General features: G+C 60.0%; 18 protein-coding genes and 2 pseudogenes. 4 read left to right on the top strand and 16 right to left on the bottom strand.

Features of this window, described 5'->3' with window-relative positions:
- The first annotated feature begins 96 nt into the window (after positions 1-96).
- Positions 97-1,223, top strand: a pseudogene (locus AC0L4F_RS21650) (DUF4172 domain-containing protein).
- A gap of 35 nt (positions 1,224-1,258) precedes the next feature.
- Here the strand turns inward: AC0L4F_RS21650 and AC0L4F_RS21645 are convergent.
- From AC0L4F_RS21645 to AC0L4F_RS21585, 13 genes and pseudogenes are all read right to left on the bottom strand, one after another.
- A complete protein-coding gene (locus AC0L4F_RS21645; protein WP_244691440.1) occupies positions 1,259-1,975 on the bottom strand; it encodes a hypothetical protein in 717 nt (238 codons plus the stop codon).
- A complete protein-coding gene (gene pglZ / locus AC0L4F_RS21640) occupies positions 1,944-3,365 on the bottom strand; it encodes a BREX-3 system phosphatase PglZ (protein WP_348524147.1) in 1,422 nt (473 codons plus the stop codon). The genes AC0L4F_RS21645 and pglZ overlap by 32 nt, the downstream gene beginning before the upstream one ends.
- Before the next feature lie 18 nt (positions 3,366-3,383).
- A complete protein-coding gene (locus tag AC0L4F_RS21635) occupies positions 3,384-3,968 on the bottom strand; it encodes a hypothetical protein (RefSeq protein WP_244691438.1) in 585 nt (194 codons plus the stop codon).
- Positions 3,965-5,788, bottom strand: a complete 1,824-nt coding sequence (locus tag AC0L4F_RS21630) for a helicase-related protein (RefSeq protein WP_244691437.1) — start codon at positions 5,786-5,788, stop codon at positions 3,965-3,967. The genes AC0L4F_RS21635 and AC0L4F_RS21630 overlap by 4 nt, the downstream gene beginning before the upstream one ends.
- Positions 5,785-6,777 carry a DEAD/DEAH box helicase gene (locus AC0L4F_RS21625; RefSeq protein ID WP_244691436.1) on the bottom strand — a complete coding sequence of 331 codons (993 nt, stop codon included), beginning with the start codon at positions 6,775-6,777 and terminating at the stop codon, positions 5,785-5,787. The genes AC0L4F_RS21630 and AC0L4F_RS21625 overlap by 4 nt, the downstream gene beginning before the upstream one ends.
- Positions 6,774-9,545, bottom strand: coding sequence for a DNA methyltransferase (locus tag AC0L4F_RS21620; RefSeq protein ID WP_244691435.1), 2,772 nt, complete (start codon positions 9,543-9,545; stop codon positions 6,774-6,776). Before AC0L4F_RS21620 ends, AC0L4F_RS21625 begins: the two co-directional genes overlap by 4 nt.
- 35 nt (positions 9,546-9,580) lie before the next feature.
- On the bottom strand, positions 9,581-13,312 hold the full coding sequence (locus AC0L4F_RS21615) for a DUF6079 family protein (RefSeq protein ID WP_244691434.1): 3,732 nt from the start codon (positions 13,310-13,312) through the stop codon (positions 9,581-9,583).
- A 14-nt stretch (positions 13,313-13,326) separates the two neighbouring features.
- Positions 13,327-13,785: a BREX-3 system P-loop-containing protein BrxF gene (gene brxF / locus AC0L4F_RS21610; protein ID WP_244691433.1), complete on the bottom strand. Its 459-nt coding sequence runs from the start codon at positions 13,783-13,785 to the stop codon at positions 13,327-13,329.
- Positions 13,782-14,678: a WYL domain-containing protein gene (locus tag AC0L4F_RS21605; protein ID WP_244691432.1), complete on the bottom strand. Its 897-nt coding sequence runs from the start codon at positions 14,676-14,678 to the stop codon at positions 13,782-13,784. The genes brxF and AC0L4F_RS21605 overlap by 4 nt, the downstream gene beginning before the upstream one ends.
- A gap of 183 nt (positions 14,679-14,861) precedes the next feature.
- Positions 14,862-15,128 (bottom strand): WGR domain-containing protein, encoded by a 267-nt coding sequence (locus AC0L4F_RS21600; protein ID WP_244691431.1) that lies wholly within the window; start codon positions 15,126-15,128, stop codon positions 14,862-14,864.
- A gap of 84 nt (positions 15,129-15,212) precedes the next feature.
- Complete coding sequence (locus tag AC0L4F_RS21595) at positions 15,213-16,145, bottom strand: DUF2493 domain-containing protein (protein WP_244691430.1); 933 nt, start codon at positions 16,143-16,145, stop codon at positions 15,213-15,215.
- A 372-nt stretch (positions 16,146-16,517) separates the two neighbouring features.
- Positions 16,518-17,543 (bottom strand): DUF7146 domain-containing protein, encoded by a 1,026-nt coding sequence (locus AC0L4F_RS21590; RefSeq protein WP_244691429.1) that lies wholly within the window; start codon positions 17,541-17,543, stop codon positions 16,518-16,520.
- A gap of 3 nt (positions 17,544-17,546) precedes the next feature.
- A pseudogene (locus AC0L4F_RS21585) lies at positions 17,547-21,925 on the bottom strand (strawberry notch-like NTP hydrolase domain-containing protein).
- Positions 21,926-22,101: 176 nt separating this feature from the next.
- Here AC0L4F_RS21585 and AC0L4F_RS21580 point away from each other — a divergent pair.
- On the top strand, positions 22,102-22,395 hold the full coding sequence (locus AC0L4F_RS21580; RefSeq protein WP_244691428.1) for a hypothetical protein: 294 nt from the start codon (positions 22,102-22,104) through the stop codon (positions 22,393-22,395).
- A 27-nt stretch (positions 22,396-22,422) separates the two neighbouring features.
- Here AC0L4F_RS21580 and AC0L4F_RS21575 read toward each other — a convergent pair whose 3' ends face one another.
- Complete coding sequence (locus AC0L4F_RS21575) at positions 22,423-23,775, bottom strand: hypothetical protein (RefSeq protein WP_244691427.1); 1,353 nt, start codon at positions 23,773-23,775, stop codon at positions 22,423-22,425.
- 332 nt (positions 23,776-24,107) lie between these two features.
- Here AC0L4F_RS21575 and AC0L4F_RS21570 point away from each other — a divergent pair, with 332 nt between their 5' ends.
- Together AC0L4F_RS21570 and AC0L4F_RS21565 are read left to right on the top strand one after the other, a co-directional pair.
- Positions 24,108-24,569, top strand: coding sequence for a helix-turn-helix domain-containing protein (locus tag AC0L4F_RS21570; RefSeq protein WP_164687376.1), 462 nt, complete (start codon positions 24,108-24,110; stop codon positions 24,567-24,569).
- Positions 24,566-25,171, top strand: coding sequence for a mobile mystery protein B (locus AC0L4F_RS21565; RefSeq protein WP_244691426.1), 606 nt, complete (start codon positions 24,566-24,568; stop codon positions 25,169-25,171). The genes AC0L4F_RS21570 and AC0L4F_RS21565 overlap by 4 nt, the downstream gene beginning before the upstream one ends.
- A gap of 3 nt (positions 25,172-25,174) precedes the next feature.
- On the opposite strand, the gene AC0L4F_RS21560 is transcribed toward AC0L4F_RS21565, so the two are convergent.
- A complete protein-coding gene (locus AC0L4F_RS21560; protein WP_244691425.1) occupies positions 25,175-25,819 on the bottom strand; it encodes an antitoxin of toxin-antitoxin stability system in 645 nt (214 codons plus the stop codon).
- Positions 25,812-26,231: a hypothetical protein gene (locus AC0L4F_RS21555; protein ID WP_244691424.1), complete on the bottom strand. Its 420-nt coding sequence runs from the start codon at positions 26,229-26,231 to the stop codon at positions 25,812-25,814. The genes AC0L4F_RS21560 and AC0L4F_RS21555 overlap by 8 nt, the downstream gene beginning before the upstream one ends.
- Between the last annotated feature and the right edge of the window lie 44 nt (positions 26,232-26,275).

The following is a 26,275-nucleotide window of genomic DNA, read 5'->3' as shown; positions in this document are numbered from 1 at the left end:
GGTCACCCCATCGCGCAGGTCCTTTGAGCGATAGAGTTGACTTCTATGCCTCAGAAGTGGTCTAGATGTGAGTTATAGAAAGGATGTCTATAACTCATGGCTTGGAACTGGACGCTGCCTGGTTGGCCGGATTTCCGGTATGACGCCTCCGCTCTGGAGCCGTTTGAGCAGACGTTCCTGCTGTCGTCCGGAGAAATCCTCGGCGCGGTCCATCATGTCAGCCAGCCGGAACGCGAGCAACTCCGCATCGAACTGCTCAGCGAGGAAGCGATGCAGACGAGCGCCATCGAGGGTGAAATCCTCGATCGGCTCAGTGTGCAATCTTCGCTGCGCCGCCATCTGGGCCTCGATCCGGACAGCTACCCTGCCAAACCGCGCGAACAGGGCGTCGCGGAAATGATGGTCGACGTCTATTCCAGTTTTGCAGAGCCGCTAACCCATGAGACACTGTACCGCTGGCATCGGATGCTCCTGTCCCATGACCGTCGGTTGGAAACCATTGGGGCCTACCGACAACACGCCGAGGCGATGCAAATCGTTTCCGGCCGCCTTGATCGGCCCACGATCCATTTCGAAGCGCCGCCCTCGGAGCGGGTCATGCCTGAGATGGAGCGATACGCGGATTGGTTCAACAAGACCGGGCCGGGGGAGCAGAGCCGCTTCCAGCGCTGACGCGCGCAGGGCTAAGCCACCTCTATTTCGAGAGTATCCACCCATTCGAAGACGGCAACGGCCGCTTGGGTCGCGCCCTCGCTGAAAAGTCGCTGGCGCAGAACATTGGCCAGCCGACCCTCATCTCGCTCGCCTTCACCATCGAGAAGGAGCGCAAGGGATACTACGATCAGCTCGAGCAGCATCAAAAAACGCTCGACGTGACCGATTGGCTCGTCTGGTTCGCAGAAGTTGTCTTGAAGGCCCAACAGGCAACACTCGACCGCGTCGGCTTCTTCATCAGCAAGGCACACTTCTACGATCGTCACAGAGACCACTTGAACGAACGCCAGGCCAAGGCCATCGCTCGAATGTTTCAGGAAGGCCCTGGCGGTTTCAAAGGCGGCCTCAGCGCCGACAACTATCTCAAAATCACCCGAACTTCACGCGCAACCGCAACCCGCGATCTGCAGGATCTGGTCGAGAAAGGTGCGCTCAGCCGAACTGGTGAGCGACGCCATACGAGGTACTGGTTGAACCTGAATCCACGGGCGTCGAACCAGCTACAATGATTGGCGTAGAAGTGAGACAGCGCCAAAGGCGTTGCCTATTCTCTGAGCGAGACAGATTGGGTTCCGGCACTATCCGCGCGCAGATCAAGATCAGACGCGGATGAGAGAACAAAGCCAAGATTGTCGCCAAGGCCAAAGGGAAAAATCACCGGTTGGGCCTCTAGCGTTCCGAGTCCGACAGGACGACCTACGGCTTCCAAAACGGCGGTTGTCATCCAACGTACGAGGTCCGACCCCTCCAACGCACAGGCTTTCTTCCGGGTTAACGTTTTGCCGTTGTCGCTTCGATCAAGCAGCGCCCAGTCTATCTGAGACTGAAGGACCATATTGGTCATCCGTCTGGTCCCCTCACGTTCGCCATAGATTTCTGCCATCCGACGATGCACTTCAGCGGTCGTGCAGTCGCCTTGAAGCGAGGTCAATCTGCCAACGATCTCGGCCACTTTGGCGAAGAAGGGATATGTCACGATAGCCATGCCCCATGTCAGGGCCGCCGGCGAGGTAGAGGGTGCCGATTGAAACAGTTCCACGCCGCGTTGAGCAAAAGGCTCCAGATCCTTTCGCGGCTCCAACCAAAGGCGGTTCAGTACGGTTCTGGTCTTCTTCCTAGCCGCAGGCCCTGAATGGGCTTCATCCAACAGAGCATCGAGCTCGCTGATGTCAGCGAGACCGGCCCTGACTTCCAGCGCTTTTTTCGCCCACTCGAGGCGGATGAAGCGGTCAAATCCTATCTGAGGTGCTGTCGCTCGCATGTTCTTCTTTCTTCATTCTTATCTTCACAAACGGCACAACCAGTTCCTCTAACGCCATTCCTCCGTGAGCCACGATCTTGTTCCCTCTTGGCACAAACGCGCCGCGTTCATTCGCGTAAACTGGCAAGAAGTCGGACGGAAGCCCTGGACCGCTAAACTGAAAAGCATCGATATCGGGCGGAACGGATGCAGCAAGGTCCTCGCTGCGATAGGCCCTGACGCGCTCACCCTTCATCTCGGAGACAACGCCCTGGCTGAGCCGTCCAATGCCGTCGGCATCAACATTGCCATGGTCCGCAGTCAGGTAGATATGATAGCCGTGCTGAGCAAGCATGAGAAACAGCTTTTCAATGAAGCCGGTATCGCACCACTCGCGAATTTGGCCAGCAATCCCGCGTTTCCCAAGCATTGCTCCGTGGACAATTTCATCGACCATATCAACGACAAGGCCCGCAACCTTGGTCGTCGGCTTTGAAAGGACGTCCTCGAGTAGAGCCAATTTGTCGGAACGTTTGAGCCCCTTCTGGAAAACGACCTCTGGCTTCCGGAGGCCGTTTTCCTGCCAGAACTTCGTCCAGAGAGACGACTCTTGTGCCGTCGAATCCATTGAGCCTTGAAACTCCCGTGGCTTGAGGCCCGAAAAGAGCGCCTGGCGAGAGATTGACGTCAGAGTCGGCAGCCACGCAAAGCAGCCGCCCTCGTCGGCGGAAAAGTCGGGAAGCTTGGTCGACAGGTGGTCCCTGATCTGGGCCCACTGGTCCAATGCCAAACCATCAAAGACAAGAAGAGCAATTCGATCTTCGCCAAAGCCCCTGCGCATCGCGAGATAGCGCGGCACGTGATGTACCATCACCGGCGCTTTTGCGACGGGTAGGGAGGGCAAGTCTGCGAAATGCTGAAGCACCCAATCCTTGAGGCGAGCATCGGCCTCTCTTTGCAAACTCTGGAGCTGCCCCTGCAGGTTATCTGCGTCCGCCGCTTTCAGTTCGTTGAAGCGGTAGATGAGTTCTCCAAGGCGGCGCGCCGCCTCTACCCAATCTCGATGCGACGCCCCCTCCGAGGGTAAACTCGCTGCGTTCCTTTTCGCTCCCTCCGACACCAAATGCGCAAGTGCCTGAGGGTCATCTATCAGACCAACCTGTATCCAGTCGGGAAGGTGCTCAGGACGGACACTTGCCTCAATAGGCTGAAGGGCTCCCTCGAGGAACATGGTATCTATGATCACCCTTACGTCGGGGTGATCAAAGGGCACGTCATACGCATGACCTTCGACCGGCTCCTGATCCGTGCCGCGGGCATCAGGTTCAACGCCATATTTTGCGACGAAACGCGCCCAAGATTCCTGTATTGCGCGGAGCATAAACGGTTTTGAGGCGAGCAGTTCACTAATCGGAAGACTTCCAAGAGATCAGTCCCGAAGAACGGTTGCGACATGGTCTGCAAATAGGCTGGGAAGGCCAGCCCCGCGATAGTGAAGCCGCAGAGCTTCTCGCCAGAAATCCTCCGGTCGATTCAGCAGATAAGGGCTAAGCCTGAAGATGTGCGTGAGGACAAAATTCTTGGTCTCAGCCTCACCGAGCAGCTGCGTCACATGCTTCTGGTAGGCTTGGAACAGCCCTTCATGGTGTTCAGAGTCGAGCTTGCGGACGACACCATAATTCAGATTGGGAAAAAGATCAGCCAAGCTCAGGCTGACTTGTCGTGCTGCCCTGATGTAGTCCCAAGGGATGGAATTGATGTCCGCGCCCCGCCACTGCAGGATGAGCGCCTTCGCGGTACCTTTCTGACCCACATCCCATGCGGATCGATAACGCTCTTCATACTCGGTTCTAAACGAAACAGAATCTTCGAACGGGAGAACCTCAAAATCGCGTTCGCGAAGCCCGAGCAGAATGGTCTCATCCAAGAGCAGGCCATCCGGATCCAAGGCGATCCAGAAGCAAGATAGATCTGCAGGAAACTCCTGCAGGATACGATCGGCCCAAATACTCATCGTGCACCAGCCACCGTTTCGCCAATTCGCAACACGAGGAGGGCATTGAGATCGGGCGAGTAGGAGGCCGCAGCATCGAGCTGCGCCATCCGAGCTTCATGTTCTTTCTGCAGCCGCTTCCGTCGATAATCACGAACAGTCTGAAGCCCCACTCTGCCAATCGCCTGGTGTCGAGCTTCGAAAGCGTAGAGTGCGCGTCCGCGTTCTTCCTCGATCCGAGCCTTGTGCTCTGTCACAAGATCGGAGAACACCCGCTCTCCTTGCGTGACCGCAGCCCCTTTCGATCTCTCAAACCAGTCGCGCGGCGCCTCGATCTGAGGCGCAGCAATCGGCTCGATCTGCTCCGTCAGAAGCATATCCCAAATGCGTTTTGCCGTTGGTTGGAAGGCGCGCCCTTCATCATTGATGAAAACGGATAGGAAGCGGCGGCGGCTGAAGTCGTCAGCTGCCAGACTGACTTCCCAAAGCGACCAAGCGCCTTTCACACTATCAGGCAGGCCTGTAATGCGGACAGCGGGGACGGGTTGACCGGCGATACAACGCGGAAGATCGGCAATCAAAGCCTGCGCTCTTGGATCTTCCAGCGTCACCCACTCTACTTCGGGCCGATCTCCCGCGGTGCGCGCATCAAAACACACCGAAGATGACTCTGTGCCATCGGCCCACCGTATCCGCCAGGTATCGCCTTCCTTCTTGGCTTCTCCCCCCCGCGCAGGGAGGCCAGTTGTGATTGCCCGCTCCAGCCAAAACTGTGCCGGATGGTCTCGCCACTTGCGCGCATCATCGGCTTCTAGTTCATGGCCGTCGGCGAGCAGATCACTATTCTTCCGGTTCTCTGCCAACGAGGATCGAAGCTGCGTCAGAACGGCATCGCATTCTGTTTCGATCGATGCCGGGTCTTGGATCCCCTGAACAAAGAGCTCGTCGAACAGTGGCTCCGCCTCGACCGAATCCATCACATCGGCAACTTTATCCACGCCGAATTCCTCGGCGATCACAGCGAGCTTTGTTTCGAGAACTTCGCGAACCCGATGTTCGACGGTGTCTTCGAGTACGAAATTGATGGCTCGCACAATATGCGGTTGCCCGATGCGGTCCACGCGCCCAATACGCTGCTCGACCCTCATCGGGTTCCACGGCATGTCGAAGTTGATGATGACATGGCAGAATTGAAGATTGAGGCCCTCGCCGCCAGCGTCCGTCGAGATCAGGATACGAACATCCTTGGAGAATGCCCGCTGCGCGCGGCCACGCGCCTCGAGGTCCATACTCCCATTGAGCGTTGCAACCGAGAACCCCCTGCTTTCGAGAAATTCCGCGAGCATGGCCTGGGTCGGAACAAACTCGGTGAAAACCAGAACCTTGAGTTCAGGATCGTTTTCCTCCTGCTGAATCTTGTAGATCTGCTCAAGGAGTGCCTCGGCTTTCGCGTCGGTTCCTTGCGCCTCTGTCTCACGAGCGAGGAACAAGAGTGCCTCAACGTCTTTTCGCTCGTCATTCAAGGCATCGAAGGCCACGGCGATATCGATCTGGTCATCACCCGTTAGCTCATGCCAGTCTCCGACACCTTCGGTGGAAAAGAGCTGAAGCTGTCGCTGGTCGTCGTCCAGGGCGAGGAGTTGCTTTTCCAAGGTTGCGCGGATAGCTGCGGTGCTGGACGTCACCAAACGCTGCATAAGGATCATCAAGAAGCCGATGTGCCGCTGCTTCGATGCCATGGCTTGGTTATAGCCGTGGCGAACATACTCAGTGATCGCTTCGTACAACCCTTGCTGTGCTTTGTGTCGGTCAAGCCAGGCGACAGCCTGAATGCGGGTCATTCGTGGCTTGAACAGAGGCTTGCCTTCAGCATCGATCGCAAGCCTCTTTTCTGTCCGCACAACGAACGGGCGCACGCGGTCGCTCGAGACGCTGTTCTCATCGGGGAAGAGTCCCGATCCAGCAGCTGCATCAGACGGTGGAATTGATCCGTTTTGCCTTGGTGGGGCGTTGCCGACAGAAGGAGAAGGTACGGGGCGGCCTCGGCAAGTGCCGCGCCCAACTTGTACCGTGCAACCTGATCCGTGCTGCCTCCCATTCGGTGAGCCTCGTCGATGATCACAAGGTCCCAGTTGGCCGAGATCAGGTCTTCGAACCGTTCACGGTTGTAGGTGCTGAGTTGCTCCGCGCTCCATCCGCGCCGCCCTTCGAGTGGCTTCACGGAATCCAGCGAACAGATCGCCTGATCGTGCAGCCGCCAGAGATTCTCCTCATCATCGCGGAACTGACGGTATGCCGAAAGCTCTGACGGCTCGATGAACTGAAAGTTTTCACCAAAGTGCAGGCGCATCTCGGCCTGCCATTGCCGCACAAGACCCTTGGGCGCGACAACAAGGATCCGCTTGGCCATGCCGCGAAGCTTCAACTCCCGAAGGATCAGACCGGCTTCGATGGTCTTGCCGAGCCCCACCTTATCCGCGAGCAGATAACGAATCCGATCCCGGCTCATGGCGCGGTTCAGGGCGTAGAGCTGATGCGGCAAAGGAACGACGCTCGACTGGATCGGCGCCAGAAGCAGATTGTCTTCCAGCGCATCCAGAAGCTTTGCCGCGGCGGCCGTGTGCAGGATCTGGTCGACTGTCGTTCGGACAGCGTCGAGTGGCCCTAGCTCCCGAGACCTGGCACGGACAACGGCATCCTTGCCCGGGAGCCAGACGCGGTATGCGGTTTCGCCCCACATCTCCTCCCGGTCCACGATGCGGCAGGGTGCGGCATGTCGTTCATGCCAGCACCACGCGCCAATGCCAAAGTCTTGGGAGCCATGCGTCACGCATCAGCCTCCGTACGGGTCAGCGCCTGGTCGTACCAGAGCAGGAGCTTTTCATCCTCTTGCAGCGTCTCGTCCGGCAGCTTCTCGGCTATGCCAATGATCGTCTTGTAGTCCTTCGCAGCCCAGGCCGTCTTGAAGCCAGCGCGCAAGACCTCGAGGCGCGACTCCTTGAGCTGGCGCTTGTTCGCGGTCTTGTAGGCTTCGAACTCCTTCAGCAGAGACCGTTCGCGCTTCTGTTCCAGATCCTTCGCCTTGTTCGGATCGGGCACATACCAGCGGTCCTTCGCCTTTGCCTTCAGGCGCGGGTCTTCCTTCTCAAGACCCCGGAGATCCTTGAAATTGGTTGAGAGGTAGCTGTGGATCTGGCTCGGCACGTCGCCGTTGCCGTCGAAGCGCAGGAAGTTGTCTTCAAGCAACGCAGAGAGCTCGGGCTTCTCTTCGTGCTTTTTCCAGCCGGCACCGACCTGGGTCGTGAATTCGGGATGCACCTCTTGATAGGTCGAAGGCCGCTTGCGCAGGAAATCGGTCAGCCAGTCGATCGCCGAGCGCTCATCCGAAACGAACAGTTCCATCTGCGGAGCTTGAGCCGCTTGAGCACGTTTGCGGTCATACTCTGCCACCTGCTCGGGCAAGAAGACCATGCCGTCGCGCTCGGGGTACCGGCTTCGCAGCCCGTCCAGAAATTCCTCTGTAGACAGAGGGACCGGATAATCATGGCGAACAAACCACGCAACCATGCGATCGTAGATCCGGCGCGGGTCGCGTTCCACGACCATCTCGAGCAAACCGCCTTTACCCTTGGTAACTGGCAACTGACGAAGGTGGGTTCCGACGAAATCCCATGCTGAGTCGGGAGCGGCACCTCGTTCTGCGAGCCGTTTCTCCAGACCGCCATTCGGTTTGTATGCAGAAATGACAAGGTCCTGCTTTACCGCGGTTGTGGATGTCACCTGACGGTAACTGCCTTGGACTTTGTCGAGCGCATTCACCTCTGCAACGACGAAACCTGCCTGCTGAAGCGCAACCTGGATGGCATTCCAGACCGAGGCCTTGCTGTTTGAGAACACCACCGTCATCCAGCGACCCGGCTTGAGGACACGGTTATATTCCGCAAAGCATTGCTGCATCAGACGTTGATAGTCGGGCAACGCCTTCTTTTTGAAGCGATCAATAATCGCCTCTGGCTCGGCATCTGTTGTGACACCATGCCAAGATTCCACAAGGAAGTTCAGATCCGCGTAGTAGATATTCTCGCCAAACGGCGGATCCGTGAAGATATAGTCGATGCTTGCGGCCGGCAAAGGTAGCTTAGCGGCTGTGCCAGTCGTAACTGCAGCAAAAGTCGATTTGACCCTGAAGGTCTGAAACGCTTTGACTAGGCGGTTTAGTTTTCCGCCAAGATTATACTGCGGACTACATTCAGAGGTTTGAGAAGCAACATAGTAAACCCCATTGAGAGCACGGTTAACCTGAGAGAAGTGAGATGGACTGTATCGGTTCAAGATTGAAAAGCCCCAAATCGACTGCTCCACCATGAACAGAAGAAATGCGCGTATTCTTCTACTCGGATGGGCACTCGCTTTTTCCCATAGCAAGCCCATCGCTTGAGCCGCACGCGGAAGGAAAAAATGATGGATATGAGTTACACCAGAGTAGTCCATACGCGCACGCTCGTGTGTCATATGCATGGGCGGAATTTCGATTGTAGGCATCGTTGGAGGAAGCGACATAGCCTCGATGCGATCTAGCAATGCTATATCTTCAGCAGTCGGTCGCTTCTCGTAGCGTGTCTTCCCAATACTGTATGAGATTAAGGCAGGTTCTCGCTTAGGAACATCGAGCGTTTTTCCAGTCGCCGGGTCGAGCTTTGCTGTAAGTAGCCGCTCCAGTTTTACCTTCTTGAGCTCAGCTCCACAATGTGGACAGGGAAAGCTGTCTTTTACACGTTTGGTATCTTCATCCAGCGCCTCTTCGGTAAAGTTGATCTCACCAGAGCATTCGGGACAGCTGTAGAGTTGGCTCCAAACCGTGAATTCGATCCTGCCCTTTGTCTTTCCATCGGTATGAAGCGTCTCATACATCCAACCGATTTCACGCTCGACTTCGGCGAGCAACTGCTTGCCCGCCTTGGCGAAGCCGTCGACGTCAAACGGAAGGTTATAATTGGCACCGATAAACGTGGCCGCCGGGGAAAGATCGTTTAGGACAGCACGACGCGCGCCCCACTTTGGCGCCGCCATACCTGCCTTTTTCCATTCCATTTCTAGCTGATGACGGTATGCAGCCGGTGCTGTACCGCACCACTGCGCCGCAACACCGGTCATGCCTGATCCGGCAAAGCCGTCGAGCACAATGTCACCTGGCTCGGTGAAGTGAAGGATCGAAGGCACAATAGCCAGATGCGGCACCTTGGTATGGTAGGAGTGCGCCTTATAGATTGCGTCGGTCTTTCCAACCGAAACGTCAATTGCCATGGGTTCGCGAGAGTACTCGCGCTCTGGATCATAGGGCTTCCCATGGTGGTCAACAAAATCCGTCAACCAGGGATTGGGGCAAGCGGTGTAGTACGGCGGGTCGGACATCGCGAGGATTGCGTCGTCTGATCCCTTCGGAAACCCCTCACGCGCACGGAACTCAGGCTCTTTAAGCTTCTCGGCCAAGAGCTTCAAGAAGTGCTCCCGGCGCGCGTCATCGCTCGGGAACGTCATACCCAGGCATTCGATCGGCCCGTCGTTCTTGCCGCCACCCATCTTCAATTGTTCAGTCATCGGTTCGTCTCATCTCAATATCGGTTGGCGGAAGTTCACTCGACCACGAAGCGCAGCTTGGTGGTGTCCTTGCCCTTGCAGCGGTCGGTCAGGAACGCCTCGAACCGCTTGCGCAGGTCTTCGGGTGTCGCGGGCGATCCGCCCTGAAGCAAGGCCTGCCGAATGTCGCTTCCCGAAACGACGACCTTGTCGAGGCCGGACAGCGCCTCTTGCACTGCACTGATGAACTCGGGCGTGACCGGATCGGGCAATGACTTGCTGTCGACAAAGCCGGTGACGATCTTGCGCGACCCTTCCTTCAGAAGTTCAAAGTTGGACTGGATGATCGGGTCCTCGAGGTTGTCGAGAAGCGTCTGCACCCACCCGTCCAGCAGCTGATCAAGCTCGTCATCGAGTTGCTTGAGCACATTGGCCGCGGGCAGCATGTCGCCCTGCTCATTCGCCGGGCGGAAGTTGCAGTGCGGGCAAACCGGGCTCGCCGCCAGTTCGGAGTCGATCAGCGAGGCACAGCTCTTCAACTTGTCGAGCTTCTCCTCGAACGTGGTGAGCTGGCTTGTCGGCATCAGCGAGATATTCGCCAAAGCCCGCATGGCGACGAGCCGAGAGTCTTTGCGCAGCGCGGTCTTCGTCTTGTCCTCGGACACTCCTAGACGCGCCTTGCTGTGCAGGCTGACATAAGCCGTCACATAGTCCTTTTTGAGCTTGGCGAGCGTCTGCCGGTGTTCAGATCCATTCTGTCCAGTTCGGCTCGCCGACAATGCGTCGAGGACCTGCTTGCGCGTATCCTGAGCCTGCTTCACCCATGCGTGGTCAGACGGCAGCACCATCTCGGCCTGGCCAAGATAGCTTGCCGTGTTCCCAAGTTCGCCGATCAGGCTGATGAGTCCTTCCACGGAGTTCAGAACCTCAAGGTTCTTTTTCTGGGCTGCGATATCATCAGACCCAATGCGCAGGTTCTTGAGCTTGCCGACCGTGTTGTAGGGCGACAGGCTTTCCGAGAAGGCCTTGAGCTCGTCGAGCTTCGATCTCCAGTCGCGGATTTCTTCCTCGCGCAGGAGAGGCTGGCCCCAAAAGCTAAGCCGGTTTGCCATGTCGGTGGAGGCTGCAAGCACACGTTTTGTGAGCTTGCTGACTTCCTCCTGAAGCGCCTTGACCGGTTCATCCGAGCCTTGAGTTGCTTGCTGCGCGAGACCCGGCGGCAACTCCAGCATCTCGAAGAGTGACCGGAGCACGGCAACGTTGATCTCCTTCGGCGCTTCAACATGCTTGAACTGCTTCAACTTATCGAGCGGACGATCCGCGAGAAGCCCGATCTTGCCGGAGTCAATTTTGTCCCCGGTAATCGCGAGGACAATGTCACCGGAATAGACCAGTGACCCAAGCACCGTGACCAATAGGTCGGTCTCGAGCCGGTACTTGTCAGGGCTGAAATATTCGATATCCGCATTTCCAACGAGCAACTCACTGCGGTTAAGCACTTGCCCATGACCTTTGGCCTTCAGCCGCGCGAGAACCTCCTGAGCGTATCGAGATTGAACGGGGTCGATGCGATCACCATCGAGCATTTCGAGGCCATCCAGGACGATCACAGCGTCTTTCGTACGGTTGCTCCCCGTGAGAGCACGAAGCGCATTTCCAATGAGCTGCTTTCGGTTGGACTCCGTCACGAGCGCCGAGAATGTTGGGTATTCGGGCGAAACATCGGCGAACCGGCTGCTTAGCGCGATCCCCGCGATCACGTTGACGACGTCGCGGAAGTTGATGCGCTCGTCCGGCCCCAAGCGCGCTTTATCCCTGAGTGAAATACCTTTGGTCCAGTCACGAAGTGTCTTGGACTTGCCTTGGAACGTGACCTCGAATGCCTCCAGCTGTTTTTCCTGCAGCCATTTGCTCATTTCGCGCAGCGCATCGCGACCGCGGTCGAGATACACGCCTTTCGCGCCACCACTTGCCGTGGAGGCCAGTTCCTGGGCGGCGGCGTAGAAGCTCAGCAATCGCTTGATGGTTTCGTCTGGTGCTTTCAGACGGAAGAAGACCTCGTCGGGCTTCTGCTCATCACGGAAACGCGGGGGATCAAAGGGCTGGATGAAGTACAAATAGAAATCCCGCTCTGGCTGAGCGGTCGGCCGGTCGTTCGGCGCACCAAAGAATAGATAGCCAATCCGTTCGACGCGACGTTCCTGCCACTCGATCTGGTATTGCCAAATCTGGTGTCCCGTCACGTAACTGGACTCGTCCGTGCGCTCCATGAGTTGGCGAATGGCGCCGTAGTAAGCACGATCAAGCGCATCCTCCGAAAGAGCCTCGGCCCGCTTCTCGATTTGCGCGTCGTAGTCGACGTCCTTTTTCAGGTCGAGATAGTATTGCTCGGTGTCTGGCGCCTTGGAGATGAACTGACCGTTTACCGTCTTGAGGGTCTCTCGAAGCGTGGTCTGGACCGCGGTGAGTAGGTCGTCAGACGGGTCGCCACCCATGTCTTCAATACCCGGCTGAAACAGGCAAAGCGTGTCGCGCAGTTCCTCGGCCGTCGGTCCGACCGGCACATAGATGTCCCCGCCCGTCGTCAGGCGGTGGACTGAAAGGCCGTCAATGATGCGAAGCGCCATCGGCTTATAGGCCGGCCGAGTGAACGCCTTGGAGACCCTCTCCGCAAGCACTTCTGAGACCTTGAGCACTGGCCCGATATTCGGATCTGAGCGCAAGACGGAGTTTGTTGCGACAGTGTCCCAAAACTTGTCGAAGCCGATTAGACCAGGCCGATCTGAAGGAACTTCATCGTCAAGGATTGCCTGGATCTGATCACGCAAGGTCACCAACGCGCCCCGCTTCTCGGTGAAAACCAGGCGCTCAAACGTCCCGATGTAGTCTGGGTGTACTGGGAACAAACGCACATACTCGTCCATCCGCTCATTCATTGAGCCATAGAATTTCGAGAATGGTGCAAGGTAAGCGCGGATCTTGTCCTGCTGGTCCGCGGACTTCTTCAAGAGACGTTCCGCGACAACGAAACTGACATCTTGTCTTGCCAGCAAGACCTGAGTGAAGCGGTCCTTCACCCTCCGCAGGCTATCCGCCACATGTTGAAAGCGGCTGCTATCGAAGATCGCTTCCTGAACGCCTGCAACGAAACGGAAACGGAGATGTTTGGTAACCTCCCCGATCTCGCGGAGGAAGGACAAGTCGAGCACAAGTTCGTGGTCCTTGCGCGACCGCAGGTACTCGAGAAACTCATCGACAACGAGGAGAACACCTTGATCAGGGTGGACCTCCGCAAAAGCCGACATCATCTCCTCGAACGCAGCCTTGTTATTGATGACCTTGTCGGCAGGCGGGAACGCATATGTCACGCCGTGCTTTTCTAGGAACACCTCAAGCTGTTGGGTGATGATGTCGCGCAATGACATCTGACTCGAAATCTCAATCCGATGCACTTTGAAGCGGCCCGCAATTGTCTTTGCAGCCTCGGCCACTTTGGGGTGCTGGATCATCGGCAGATATGCCGCATCCTCGGCGACAAGTGACAGCACTGACATCAAGTGCGACTTACCAGTGCCGTAGTTCCCGACCACCAAGACGCCTTTGTGGTCCACAGCCTCATCAAATGAGAGCTGCGGGATCATGAGCTTGGCAATGCGTTCGGCCATGTCATCCGAGATGACATAGGTGGACACAAGCTTCTTGGCTTCGTCTGGACGATCTGCATCGAGAAGCTGAATAACCGATTCAATGGGCTCAAATTGAATGAGATCGCCGTAACGCATTGCCATCTCGAGATTTCCTTTCAATTAACTCTGAACGGAACCACGCCATCACAGCTGTAGTCCTGATATTCTGGATGCCCTGTCGTTGCATACGACAGCCTGTTGTCTATGAGCGTCCCCGGCCAAGCGGCAACAACGCGCCGCGCCTGAGAGTGCCGCCGGAGCAAATCGAGCGGACTTAGCTTCAACTCCTGATCGAACAGGAGTTCGAGATTGTCCATGAGGAGAAGTCCTTCCCGCGAAAACTCATCCGCCAACCCTTTCAGAAGGTCGGCTGCTTGAAGGTGTCTCCTGGGGCTCGGGATTGTCAGCAGTTCTCGCCCGAGGGCAGCTCCAATGTTGAGGATGTGCAGCTTTCGGTGTCCAGCCAGTTGGCGAAGCAAGTCGCTTTTCCCGGAATTTGGCGCGCCAATCAGCAGCAATAGTTTGCTGTTCACCACAGCAAGATCGTCAACAACGCGTTCAAGTGCCTCGATCATCCGTTTACGCCTCCGCTCACAGGCGCCGAGACCCTCGGTGTCGAGTGCCCGATTTCGGGGGCGTTCATAAGGACAATCTGTTGGTCTTGCGGGCGCCGGGCGGCGGGATCTGTATCCAATCCCAAGCGCCTCAGCGCGTAGTAGAGCAGCGCGCGGCGCACCTTTATCTTCGCGCTGCCGCCACGCATCCCGTAGTCGAGGGCAATGACCTTAGCCTGCGTTTCTGACAGTTCGGGATGAGGAGCCACTTCAAGGACGACTTCTGAATTCCAGTCGAGATCATCATCGGCCGATGTCCCGCTTTCGCGTGAGCCACGAATCTCAATCATCCGGGAAAGAAGGAAATCCTTGAAACACTCGTCGGTTAGACAAAACGCGCGGGCGTGCCAGCGAAATCCATCGAAGGCAATCGCGTGAGGCGCAATCCACCGCCATCGCGGATCTGGGCTGGAAAGGGACTGGTATCGGATCTCGACCTCTTCGGATCGCCTGATCGCTCCCACAACGGACCGAAGCGTCACGGGGTCAACCCCACGGACCGGCGTCGGCGCAGAGGCAAAGGACGGAAGATTAGCGATCCAAGAGTCTTCACGGTCAAGAATGTTTTCGGCCACGGACCGTAGCTGAGCTAGATAGCGACTGGCATCAGGTTCCAGAAATTGTGGTTGGAAAGCACTGCCTCGCACATAAGTCCGCGCACTCTTGTCGTAGACCATGTTCGCCGGAGCAAAGCCGATGTAGCGATTTAGGTCAGTGGACGCTTGGTTGACCGAGACACCGAACTGATCCATGAGGTCACTCCGGTTTACATGCCCCTCCCAGAACAAGCGGAACTCTATGAACTCGAGACGTTGCTCGACTCCCCATCGAAGTTCTGACCTGTCGCTATCCACCCTGGCCTCCCGGTATCCCAATGCGCATTGTAACTATGCGCGCCCATTTTCTGGGCCTGCGACAACCTTAGGGAGTGACACCGAGATTATCAATCGAATTTCAAGGCGTTGCCGTGGAAGTCGACCATTCAGGCGTCGATACCCCAGGGACTGGTCTTGGACTATCAGAGCCCAAAAGATCAGCTAGCTAGAACGTAAGTATCCTCGGCGATGCTTCGTCGCTGCGAGCTTCAATAGGGCGGTCACAGCATGCCCCTCGTCCGGGTGCCGTTCGATTAGCATCTGCCCTCGAAACCCGATACGGCCCCATTCCCGCACGAGGCATGCGCCGCCAAACAGGTCCGGCTGAACGCTCATTCGATAGAAGCGCCGCATGTTGAGAGACGGGTCGATCCGCTTGAGATCGACCGTCGTCGGGAACACTTCCATTTGCTGCGATGTGTCGAACATGTTGTTGATGCCTCTCTCGAGACCACAATATCAAGCGCTCTTTGACGTTTCCACAATGTTCTGTCCCGGATTGAAGTCGGGGGCTCACGCCCCCTTCTCGAACTTCATGACCGGGATGCCGAGCTTTTTGGCCTTGTCGGCGAGGTTTTCCTGGATGCCAGTGCCCGGGAAGACCAGAACACCCACCGGCAGCACCTCGAGCATCGCGTCGTTGCGCTTGAAGGGGGCGGCCTTGGCATGCTTGGTCCAGTCAGGCTTGAAGGCCACCTGCGTCACGCTCCGGGCCTCGGCCCATTTGGCGGCGATCAGCTCTGCGCCCTTCGGGCTTCCGCCATGCAGAAGGACCATGTCGGGATACTTGGTCCGAACCTGGTCGAGCTTGCCCCAGATCAGGCGGTGATCGCTGAAGTCGGTGCCGCCGGTGAGGGCGACCTTGGGGCCAGCGGGGAGCATCACCTCGGTCTCCGCGCGGCGCCTGGCGGCCAGGAAGTCACGGCTGTCGATAAGCGCTGCGGTCATGTGCTGGCGGTTCACCATCGAGCCGGTACGGGGGCGCCAGGTCGATCCCGTGTGATGGACGAACTCGGTGGCGGCGTGATCGCGCATCATGTCCATGCAGTTGCGCCGTTCGATCAGCGTCAGACCTTCGGCCGTCAGGCGCTCGAGTTCGGTGGATTTCACCTCAGAGCCGTCCTGCTCGCGCTGGAGGCGGCGCTGCGCCTGCTCGTTTTCATCGAGCGACCGCTCGACCCGGGCCGTGGCGCGGTGGAAGAGGTTGACCTGGCCCCAGAGCACCTCTTCGAGATCGGGTTCCATGCGGGTGTCTTCCAGGGTCGCGACGAGGGCATCGAAGATGTCGGCGACGGCGACCGCGAGGCGCTGCCCATCGGGCATCGGGCGCGGATCGGGCTCATCAAAGGGGCGGAAGCCGTAGAGTTGCAGCTCGTCGAGCGCATGGGCAGTCTGGGATGCGGTGTGGGCGGGTTCATACGCGTCGTCGTGGGTGTGGATCGTCATCGGTTCTTGCCTCCGGGCATGTCTCGTCCGCGCGTCATCCCGCGCGGCCTTCATGGGCTGCGAAAGCTGTCACTGGGGACGCGCCTTCACCCCGCCTTCGGGGCCGGAACGCATGTGGAGGAGGGCGGCAGGCAAGCTATTTGTTTCGCGATGCAAAGCGGGGGCTCGTCCCCCGCGGCGGAAATAGCTTGCCTGCCGCCCTTGATGGGGCGTCCCCTTTGACGGCCGCCTGCCCATCTCTTGAAGGCCGGGCGGGTGACGGGTGGATGAGAGTGCCAGGGAAGAGGCAAGGGTGATGATCCATACCCGCGACAGGACTGCAGGGCCCCTGCCCCCGCAGCCTCGATCCGCCCGTTGCGACGTTGCTCAGCCCTACAAGCGATGCTGATCCTCAGGCCCGATCTGTCCTGCCAGATGCTGGCGCAGCGCCTCTTTGCCGGTCGCCCGGAGATCATCGTTGAAATCTCCGAGCCGTGGTTCCAGCACCCGTACGGCAATCCCGGCATCAAGGGCTCTGGCGCTCAACCTCTCTGCCGCACGTTGCCCCGCCGGATCGCGGTCGATGGCGATGTAGAGGCGCTGAAGCCCCTCCGGCAGCAGAACGGCCCCGAGGTGAGCCGATGAGAGCGCCGCCCAGACGGGAAGGCCGGGCACTGCCTCGACCAAGGACAGCATGGTCTCGATGCCTTCGCCGACCACGAGGATGTCGTCATGCGGGGTCAGCCTGACGGCATTGCCGAGGAGGTGACCCATGGCACGCCGCTGGGTCTCAACGGCTGCTTTTCCCTGTCCGTCAGGTGCCAGCCAGGTGCGATGCACGCCCCGCAAGGCCCCTGCCCCATCGGTGACCGCTGCGATCAGCGCCGGTCTGGGGATGCTCCGGGTCTGACCCTCATCCCGATGCCAGCACTTCGGGTGGAAGCGCAGCGCGCTCATCGTGCCGCCTTGGGTCAGGCCCCGGGAGCGGAGGTAGGTGTCAGCCAGCGTGCCTGCGACCGGCACTGAGACTGCGAACAGCCGCGCCGCCGCCTCTGGCGTGCCACCGGGGGCTTTGGTCTTCTTTGGCACTGGGACATCCGGGAGGACCGGCTGCGGACGGCCGAGATGCGCTCGGGCCTCGGCCAGAAGGTCGGGAAAGCGTGAGATCCCGGTTCGCTCACGGATGATGTCCAGAAGATCGCCATGCTCGCCCGTGGCGCCGTCGGTGAACTTACCGGCAGCACCCGGCCCCGAGGCAGGCCCGGTCAGCCGCACGAAAAGCGACCGGCCAGGGTTGTTCTGCAGATCGCCCACGATCCAGTAGGACCCTTCCCGCCGTCCGGCGGGAAGGTATTGGCGACAAACGCTTTCGGCGTTCTCCGCGAGTGCGCGGATCACATCTTCAGTCTCGGAATACATGGCTCAACACCCTCCGCGTGCATGTAGTCCCGTCACAGGACAACGTGCAAGCAGACGATCAAGCACTGCGATGCCGCTCGAGTCTGCTGGGCAGAAGAGCCGCAGCTTCCAGGCGATGATCTCCGAAAAGAACCCATCTGCCTTGAGCCGGTCCTTGGCGGCTTCGGAAAAGCCCGACAGTTCTATCCGGTTCACCCCCATGACGCGGGACCGGTGCAACTCCATCCCTTCGGCAAGCCGCACCACCGTCTTGCCCTCCAGAACGAGGGCATGCACCTGCGCTGCCGTAAGCCTTGGGGCCTCATCTGCCAGCGTGGTCGCGACCCAGGCGGGTGAGACCCGGCGACCGATGATCCGCTGGCCGTCATCGGTTTGCAGCCGGTAGACGCGGGTCTCATCCTGCGGCAGTTGCTTCCAGATCGGCAGCAGAAGGCCCGCGACGATGTGCAGCGTGGCCTCCGAGAACTCCGGCACCTCGGAGAGTTCCGCAGTCCAGGCGGCAGCGAAGGCCGCCCGATCTGCCTCCAGCCAATGGGTGTCTTCCATGATCTTAGCAGGCACGGTGCTTGCCTCCGTCGGGCGGATCAGCCGCAAGCGGGGTTCGATGGTGCCGTCATCCAGCATCAGGCTGGTGGCGGGCACCTGCACCGCCGCCCGGCCAGATCGGCTGTTGACCAGCAGCCGCGCCTTCGGATCATCGAGCCAGTCCAGCGCGTCCGCGAGCGCGGTCGGTGTGTTGCGCCGCTTTTCCGCGATGGTCAGGAGCTGAGTTTCTGCGCCAGAGCCGGGATGGGTGTAGATGACGCGGGCGTAGTTGACGCGGAAACTCTCGGCGCGCAGCGTCTCGAGCCCGAGGTCGTAGACCCCGGCGGCGATGGCACCCTCGATCCGCTGATCGAGAAGTTCCTCGAAGGCCGAGAAGAGCACGGCCTGCATGTCGATCGTCAGCGCAAGCAGACGATTGAGGAAGGTTGTGATCGGCGGCAGGTCATCTTTCAGCCCGTTGTCGTCGGTCAGACTGAGGCCGGTCGCATCCTCGAACGCCCCGAGTGAACAGCCCGCCACATCGCCGCGATAGATGCGGCGGTAGAGTTGGCGCAGGGCGTCGCGGGCATAGGGGCTTTCGAGGTTGTCCTCGGGCCGGAACAGCCCCTGCCCGCCGGTCTGGCGCTGACCCCGCGTGATGGCACCCAGCGTGTCGAGACGGCGCGCGATAGTCGACAGGAACCGCTTTTCCGCCTTCACGTCCGTGGCCACTGGCCGAAACAGCGGCGGTTGCGCCTGATTGGTGCGGTTGGTGCGGCCAAGGCCTTGGATGGCAGCATCGGCCTTCCAGCCCGGCTCGAGGAGATAATGGACACGCAGGCGCTGGTTCTTCGCCCCGAGATCGGCGTGATAGCTGCGCCCCGTGCCGCCGGCATCCGAGAAGATCAGGATGCGCTTCTGGTCATCCATGAAGGCGGCGGTTTCCGCGAGGTTGGCAGAGCCCGCCCGGCTTTCGACGACAAGCCGCGCTGCAGGGCCCTCGCCCTTCCGCACGATGCGCCGCGACCGACCCGTGACTTCGGCCACGAGATCGGTGCCGAAGCGCTGGACGATCTGGTCGAGCGCCCCCGGCACGGGCGGCAGTGATGCCAGCTTTTCGATCAGCGCGTCGCGCCTGCGGGCGGCCTCTCGACATTCTACTGGTTGGCCGTCGCGCGTGACAGGCCGGGACGAGAGATTGCCCTCGCTGTCAGTGAAAGGCTCATAGAGCTGCACCGGGAAAGAATGGGTGAGGTAGTCCATGACGTATTCGCGCGGGGTGATATCGACGCGGATGTCGTTCCACTCGTCGGTCGGGATCTCCGACAAGCGACGTTCCATCAGCGCCTCGCCGGTGGAGACGATCTGGATGACTGCGGCATGGCCCCCCCCAGATCGGCCTCAATGCTCGCGATAAGCGTGGGGGTTTTCATCGACGTCAGCAGATGGCCGAAGAAGCGCTGCTTGGCGGACTCAAAAGCCGAGCGCGCGGCGGACTTGGCCTGCCGGTTCAGCGTGCCAGCATCCCCCGTGATGTTGGCGGCCTCCATCGCAGCGGCGAGGTTGTTGTGGATGATGGCGAAGGCCCCGGCGTAGGCGTCGTAGATGCCGCGCTGCTCGGGGGTCAGCGCATGTTCCAGCATTTCGTACTCGACGCCGTCATAGGAGAGCGACCGGGCGGTGTAGAGGCCAAGGGACCGCAGGTCGCGGGCGAGGACCTCCATCGCTGCCACGCCACCTGCCTCGATCGCCTCGACGAATTCTGCCCGGGTGGCGAAGGGAAAGTCTTCCCCGCCCCAGAGACCAAGGCGCTGCGCATAGGCGAGGTTATGAACCGAGGTCGCGCCGGTGGCCGAGACATAGACCACGCGGGCATTCGGAAGTTTGTGCTGCAGACGCAGACCCGCCCTGCCCTGCTGCGAGGCCATGGTATCGCCCCGCTCGCCTTTGCCCCCGGCAGCATTCGCCATGGCATGGCTTTCATCGAACAAAATCACTCCGTCGAAATCCGCCCCAAGCCAGTCCACGATCTGGTCGACGCGGGACTTTTTGGCCCCGCGCTCTTCCGAGCGCAGCGTAGCGTAGGTGGTGAACAGGATGCCCTCGGAGAGCGGGATGTCGCGGCCTTGTGCAAAACGCGACAGCGGCGTGACCAGCAGCCGCTCCTGGCCAAGCGCCGACCAGTCGCGCTGAGCGTCCTCGAGAAGCTTGTCGCTCTTGGAAATCCAGAGCGCCTTGCGCCGACCCTGCGCCCAGTTGTCGAGCAGGATCCCGGCTGACTGGCGGCCCTTGCCCGCACCGGTGCCATCGCCAAGGAAGAAGCCACGGCGGAAGCTGACGGCGTCCGCAGCATCGTCGGGCGCAGCGGAGACCATGTCGCCGGTTTCATTGACGGTCCAAGACCCCGCGAGAAATGCGCCATGTGCCTCACCGGCGTAGATCACGGTCTCAAGCTGTGCGTCAGAGAGCAGGCCACAGCACTTGACGGCTGGCGGCAGTTTGGGGCGGTAGGAAGGTTTCGGAGGCGCGACTGAGGCCATCGCAGCCGATTGCACCAGCTTGGTCGGGTGCGGTTCCGCCTCGGGGATGTCGATCGCCTGCAGACGGAAGGTTTCATAAATGGCATCCGACAGGCACGCGCTGACGCCGTCCTCAGTAGCATCTCGCAGGGTGTAGGCGAGGTCCGCGGCATCGATCTGCGCGGCGGTGTTGGTGGCGGGTGTTGCGGGCTTGTTGCGCGATGTGCTGACGGCCGTGCGCACGGTGCGGACGGGATTTCCCGGGAAGGAGGAAGAGGGGCCCTGCCCTGTTGGATCAGCCTGCTCAAACGCGAGGCGCGGCGGGACGTGAGTGGTGATCAGCGACAGCAGGCTGGCCACATCAGGCGATATCGGGCGCGCCAGATCTGCTGTAATGCCGCCCGGCTCACCGCCGCGGCATTTGTCGAAGACCGAAATCCGCGTCTCGAAGCTGGTGCCATGTTTGACAAACGCGGCACCGGATATGGCACCTGTAAAGACCAGATGGGCGGTCTCGGTCAGGCGGCCAAAGGTTTCGGCCCAAGCCGGGGAATCGGGCGCGAAACTGGCACCGGTGATGGCGACCAGCCGTCCGCCGAGGACCAGGCGCGCGAGCGCAGAGCGCAGATGCCGCGCTGTCGCCTCGGTGCTGCGGGCATCGACATTGGCCACCGCCGAGAACGGCGGGTTCATCAGGATCACGCTCGGGCGCAACCCTGCGTCCAGATGATCGTCGATCTGGGCTGCGTCAAAGCCCGTGACAGGCCGGCCCGGAAACAAGCGACGGAGGAGATCAGCGCGGGTGTCGGCAAGCTCGTTCAGCGCGAGGCTGCCGCCCGCGATTTCTGCGAGGACCGCCAGAAGGCCTGTCCCAGCCGATGGCTCCAGCACCAGATCGTGCGCAGTGATCTGTGCGGCAGCCAGTGCCGCCAGCCCCATGGGGAGCGGCGTCGAGAATTGCTGGAAGCGCTCCATCTCCTCCGACCGCCGCGTATGGGTCGGCAAGAGGCCCGCCACCTTGGCAAGGATCGGCAGCAGCGCAGTGGGCGAGCCGGTCCGGGCCAAGAGCGCGCGGCCGAACTTCCGCAGGAACAGGACCAGCGCTGCCTCGCCCGCCTCATAGGCCAGCTTCCAATCCCATGCGCCCTCTGCATCGGAGCCGCCGAAGGCGCGCTCCATTTCAGCGCGCAGACGCAGCGCGTCGATCTGAAACCCTTGCGCCAGATCAGGCTGCAGCGCCTCGGCCACGCTCAAGACCGCGACGGCCGTATTGCGGGACGGGATGGGGACAACAGGCGCAAGTGCGCGCTCGGACGCGAAAGGGGCGAGATGGGTCATCGGGAAACTCCGGAATGAGGGACAGGATCAGGCCCGGACACCCTCTTTCGGGCAGCTTCAGGCCTGACCTTCCCCGGCCCTCCTCTTCCTCTCAAACCCTATCATTTGTGCAGGCAGCTTGCTTTTGTTCCTGTTCTGTTCTATTTTATGAACCACGCTAAGAAGGGAGACCCCCGATGGAAACCACCGCTTACGCCCTGCCCGCGACGCCAAAGCAGATCGCCTATGCGCGCGCTCTGGCCCTGCGCAATCAGACGCTTCTGCCGTGGGAGGTTAAGCAAGATCGGCGCTCCTTGAGCGCCTGGATCGACGCACAAGCCAAGATGAACCCGGGCGTGAAGGAAAGCCGCCCGACATCAAAGCAGGTCGCCTTCGCCGAGCGTCTCGCCCGCATCAAACGCCGCGCCGTCCCGGATGAGTGTTTCCGCGACAAGGGGCTGATGTCGAAGTGGATTGACGGGAACAAGTGAGCGCGGATCAGCGGGACTGCATTCCCTTCAGAAGTCGATCCAAATGGCCTCAATGCGTTTGCCCACCGTACCATCTTTCCGGAACCGTTGTCCTTCAACGATGAAGAATGACCGGTTTTCGGTGATGTTCATGCTCGTCCGTGAGACTTGAATGCGCGTTATCTGGCCTTTGTGTGATTGAACCAGAATGTCGCCCAGTGCGATGCCCAGAATGGAGCAGCACAAATCAGCTCGTTCGGCCTCGATCTCTTCACCCCAACGCTCCATCTCGTCGGACAGTCGGTCCCATGCCCTTCGCGCATTCAGCATCGGGCGATCTCCCCCGAACCAGATGCGATCCGCGATGGCGATCTGGTCATCCGGGATATCCCGTTCCAAGGCATAGGTGCTGCGCTCCAACATCTCGTGCACACGTTCGGCCTCGATCAGGGCCCGTAGACGGGGCCAATGCTGTCTGATCCGCACTCGGCCAATCGCTGGCGGGATCTCCACTTCCTTCGATGGCATCAAGTCGATCGGCATGATGTCCCGCAAGGCGACCTTATCGGTCTTGAAGGTCTCGGTGTCAGCACCGCGGTAATGAGGTGCGGTCATGGTGCAATCCACCCAGAGTTCGGTGGCCGATAGGCAAAGCTTACTGCGGGCTGTCGTGTAGTTTTCCGAAGAATAGACGTGATGCGCTGACCAGGCATGATCGAGCGTGGCGAGCGGCATGACGACATGCGCAAGCTTTTGGTCGCGGACCAACATCGCCAGCTGGGCTATCCGCTCCTGCAGATGTGCCGTCAGTCGGATCAGGATAGAAGGTTCCTTGCGGTCCTCATCGAAGCAGCGGCCAGCGCGGGACAGTACAAGGACCTGTGGCTTTGCCACCGGAAGCATCTTGTCGACGAGCCCCGCAAGGCTTTGCCTGACGCCATGGCTCAACGCGACATCGACATCCCCGTTCTTTACCCAGACGAGGTAGCGGTTCTGGATAAGGAGCAGCAGCTGTGTGGCGATTTCGGGAGGCATATCCCTGATCTGGTTGGACACGACCTTTGTGGTCCCGAGGTTGCCCCCCTTCGCCACGAACTCCAGAAGCGCCTGATCGACGAACATGCGCTGAATCGGCGACAGGCTGACGGCGCCCGGACGCGGACGCGGTCGTGCGAGAGCCTTTCGGCGTTCCTCGATTTCCTCGCGAAATGCACGCAGCGGAGGACGGCGTGGCGCTTGGCCTGCTTCTACGCGCGCCCAATATCCTCGGGGCGGCTTCGGCACTTGAAGGCGCGCGCAGAGCTTGGCAACAGCAACGTCCGATATGCCCATGTCACGCGCGACCTCGACGGTCGGCTTCTCCCAAATGAGAGCAAAAAGCTCCTCGCGCGATATGTCCATTCTCTGCATCCGACAGCCACAGGCCTTTGTTCTGAATAGAACTTTTTAGGTCCACACGCCATGACTACGATCTGCTCATGGCAAGGCGTCGCACGAAGCGGATGACGACGTCGACGGGGACCCGTGAGAGCGCCGATCAGGGCGAAGAGTGCCGGGGACATGATCAGGGCTCAACCGTGTGCCACATCGCAGCTTGGCAAAACCACGACGCTTGCAAATCTATGATAGGGCGAAACAAGGCTTTATGCATATCTATAATGTTGCAAGCATGGAAGTTTTGTCATATTGTGGCATTGCATACACTGCACGAATGCAAACTCTCAGGTTGGCACATGTCCGTCACTCGCGCAAAGCAACGTCAGGCCCAAGACAGGATCAACCAGGCCGCCAGCTTGGCCAAGTCGCTTGCGAAGCCGGTCGGCGGCTGGATCGCCACGTTTCAGGAAGCGATCGGGATGAACGCGCCCGCCCTCGCCGAACGCCTCGAGGTCTCGCGCAACACAGTTTACGCATCAATCAAGAATGAGCAGGCGGGAACGATCTCGCTAAACCAGCTTGAGAAAATTGCCGAGGCCATGGGTGGACGTGTCGTCTACGCCATCGTCCCGCGCGAGGGACCGGTCGAGGAGATCGTCCTGGCCCAAGCGCGCGCGAAAGCCCGCCGCATCATCAAGCGCACACGCGCGCACATGGCGCTCGAAGAGCAGAGCGAGGGGCTGCGGAGCGAGGCCGAGATGGTGGAGGAACTTGCAGCCGACATCATCCGCGAAGGCCGCCGGGATTTCTGGCAATGACGCTGGAGCTTCATGAACCCGCCGGGGCGACGCCCCTGACACCCGACGAATTGCTTGGCCTCAAGGCCAAGCACATTGCGACCCGTGGCGAGTTGAACGAACTCGAAGGGGAGAACATCATCGCTGGCCTGACCTGGCTCGACCGACGGCCCAAATCGTTCGATCTGCTGACCAATGCTGCCGTCCGCGAGATCCACAAGCGCCTTTTCGGCGAGGTCTGGGATTGGGCGGGCGTCTACCGCCTGACCGAGAAGAACATCGGCGTGCCGGTTTGGCACATTTCGACCGAACTGCGCACCTGCCTTGATGACGCCCGGTACTGGGGCGACCACAGGAGCTTTGACCCGCTGGAAGCCACGGCGCGCCTGCATCACCGTCTGGTCTGGATCCATCCTTTCGCCAACGGCAACGGACGTTGGGCGCGGATCATGGCAGACGCCTACCTGGCAAGGATCGAACCAGACATCTTCCTCGACTGGTCCGGCGACGGCACGCTGAATGCCGACAGTGACCACCGCACGGCCTATATCGCGGCCTTGCGGGCGGCTGATCAGCACGATTTTGACCCCTTGGTGGCGCTCGTCAGATCGCTCGCCCGATAGACCTCACCCGAACCGGCGCCCTCCTTCGGTGAAGGTGTACTCGGTGATGATGATCCCTTCTTCGACGGCCTCGTCCGAGGTGAGGTGATCGTATTCAGCCTCAAGCTGGCGGTAGAGCCAGCGGGCCAGATCCCGCAGCGCCTCGGTCACGATCTCCTCGGCGTCCTCGGTCGGTGGCTGCCAGGTCGGGCTGTCGCGCGTGACGTCAACCGACATGGTGTATTCGTGGTAGTAGCGGCCACGATGGCTGACCTCGGCAGCGAGCTGGTAGAAGTTCCGCCGCTGGATGGCCTGCAGGCGGTCGGCGATGCCGTGCAGCGCTGCGTCCTGGGGCGCGTAGTCCCGGATGCGCGCGGCCGCGCCCTTGGCGTGGCTGAGGTATGCTTCAAAACATGCGCCATCCCCCTGACTCCAGAACCCTGAAAACCAGATGCAGGGCTTGGCCCGCGTCCCTCCGCCCATCAGCCGCACGGGGGTGGTTTTGAGCCGGACGCCGAGAATATCGCAGACCCGCTCGAAATCCTCGTAGACCGCGTCCCACCAATCGTCGTGGGGGGCGAGCTCACGATACCAGCTGCGGGCCTTTTCCTTGGCGACATCCGAGAGTTCAGGGAACTGGTAGACGGTTGTGCAGATGACCTCAGGCATCGAAATCCTCCCCGTTCAGCGCGGCCGCCAGCCATTGTTGCGTGCTGGTCCAGCCGATGGATTTGCGCGCGCCGAGATCGATGACATGCGCGCCGCCGCCGAAGGCGTCGAGGCGAGGACGGGAACAGGTCAGCGCATACTGGAACCCCCAGAGGCCAATGAGGTCGAGGTCTTCGGCCAGGCGCAGCACGAAGCGGATAACCGCCTCGACATCGCCGTGCTCGTCGTCATGGATCCAGAGGGTGCTGCCCTCGGGCGCGTCCTGGCGCGCGAGTGTGAGGCCTGCGACCTCCGGGTCGTCGGTGTCCTGATCCGCAGCGCGGAGTTCCTGGAACAGCGCGAGTGCGCGTTCAGCCTTGTCGGGAGTGCCGACGTCGATCAGGCATGAGAAATGGGTGAAGTAATCCGCCATGGGAACCTCCTCAATGGGAAAGACCCGGCCGAGTGGCCAGGTGC

Source organism: Marinovum sp. J2-8 (genome assembly GCF_055808435.1).
The sequence above is the reverse complement of the archived record's forward strand: the minus strand, read 5'-3'. Positions and strand labels throughout refer to the sequence as shown.

What these genes read in the sequence shown, in the direction of transcription:
- AC0L4F_RS21645 (WP_244691440.1), bottom strand. Translation starts at nt 1,975, where the DNA reads ATGCGAGCGACAGCACCTCAGATAGGATTTGACCGCTTCATCCGCCTC.
- AC0L4F_RS21635 (WP_244691438.1), bottom strand. Translation starts at nt 3,968, where the DNA reads ATGAGTATTTGGGCCGATCGTATCCTGCAGGAGTTTCCTGCAGATCTA.
- AC0L4F_RS21630 (WP_244691437.1), bottom strand. Translation starts at nt 5,788, where the DNA reads ATGACCCGCATTCAGGCTGTCGCCTGGCTTGACCGACACAAAGCACAG.
- AC0L4F_RS21620 (WP_244691435.1), bottom strand. Translation starts at nt 9,545, where the DNA reads ATGACTGAACAATTGAAGATGGGTGGCGGCAAGAACGACGGGCCGATC.
- AC0L4F_RS21615 (WP_244691434.1), bottom strand. Translation starts at nt 13,312, where the DNA reads ATGGCAATGCGTTACGGCGATCTCATTCAATTTGAGCCCATTGAATCG.
- brxF (WP_244691433.1), bottom strand. Translation starts at nt 13,785, where the DNA reads ATGATCGAGGCACTTGAACGCGTTGTTGACGATCTTGCTGTGGTGAAC.
- AC0L4F_RS21600 (WP_244691431.1), bottom strand. Translation starts at nt 15,128, where the DNA reads ATGTTCGACACATCGCAGCAAATGGAAGTGTTCCCGACGACGGTCGAT.
- AC0L4F_RS21595 (WP_244691430.1), bottom strand. Translation starts at nt 16,145, where the DNA reads ATGACGATCCACACCCACGACGACGCGTATGAACCCGCCCACACCGCA.
- AC0L4F_RS21590 (WP_244691429.1), bottom strand. Translation starts at nt 17,543, where the DNA reads ATGTATTCCGAGACTGAAGATGTGATCCGCGCACTCGCGGAGAACGCC.
- AC0L4F_RS21580 (WP_244691428.1), top strand. Translation starts at nt 22,102, where the DNA reads ATGGAAACCACCGCTTACGCCCTGCCCGCGACGCCAAAGCAGATCGCC.
- AC0L4F_RS21575 (WP_244691427.1), bottom strand. Translation starts at nt 23,775, where the DNA reads ATGGACATATCGCGCGAGGAGCTTTTTGCTCTCATTTGGGAGAAGCCG.
- AC0L4F_RS21570 (WP_164687376.1), top strand. Translation starts at nt 24,108, where the DNA reads ATGTCCGTCACTCGCGCAAAGCAACGTCAGGCCCAAGACAGGATCAAC.
- AC0L4F_RS21565 (WP_244691426.1), top strand. Translation starts at nt 24,566, where the DNA reads ATGACGCTGGAGCTTCATGAACCCGCCGGGGCGACGCCCCTGACACCC.
- AC0L4F_RS21560 (WP_244691425.1), bottom strand. Translation starts at nt 25,819, where the DNA reads ATGCCTGAGGTCATCTGCACAACCGTCTACCAGTTCCCTGAACTCTCG.
- AC0L4F_RS21555 (WP_244691424.1), bottom strand. Translation starts at nt 26,231, where the DNA reads ATGGCGGATTACTTCACCCATTTCTCATGCCTGATCGACGTCGGCACT.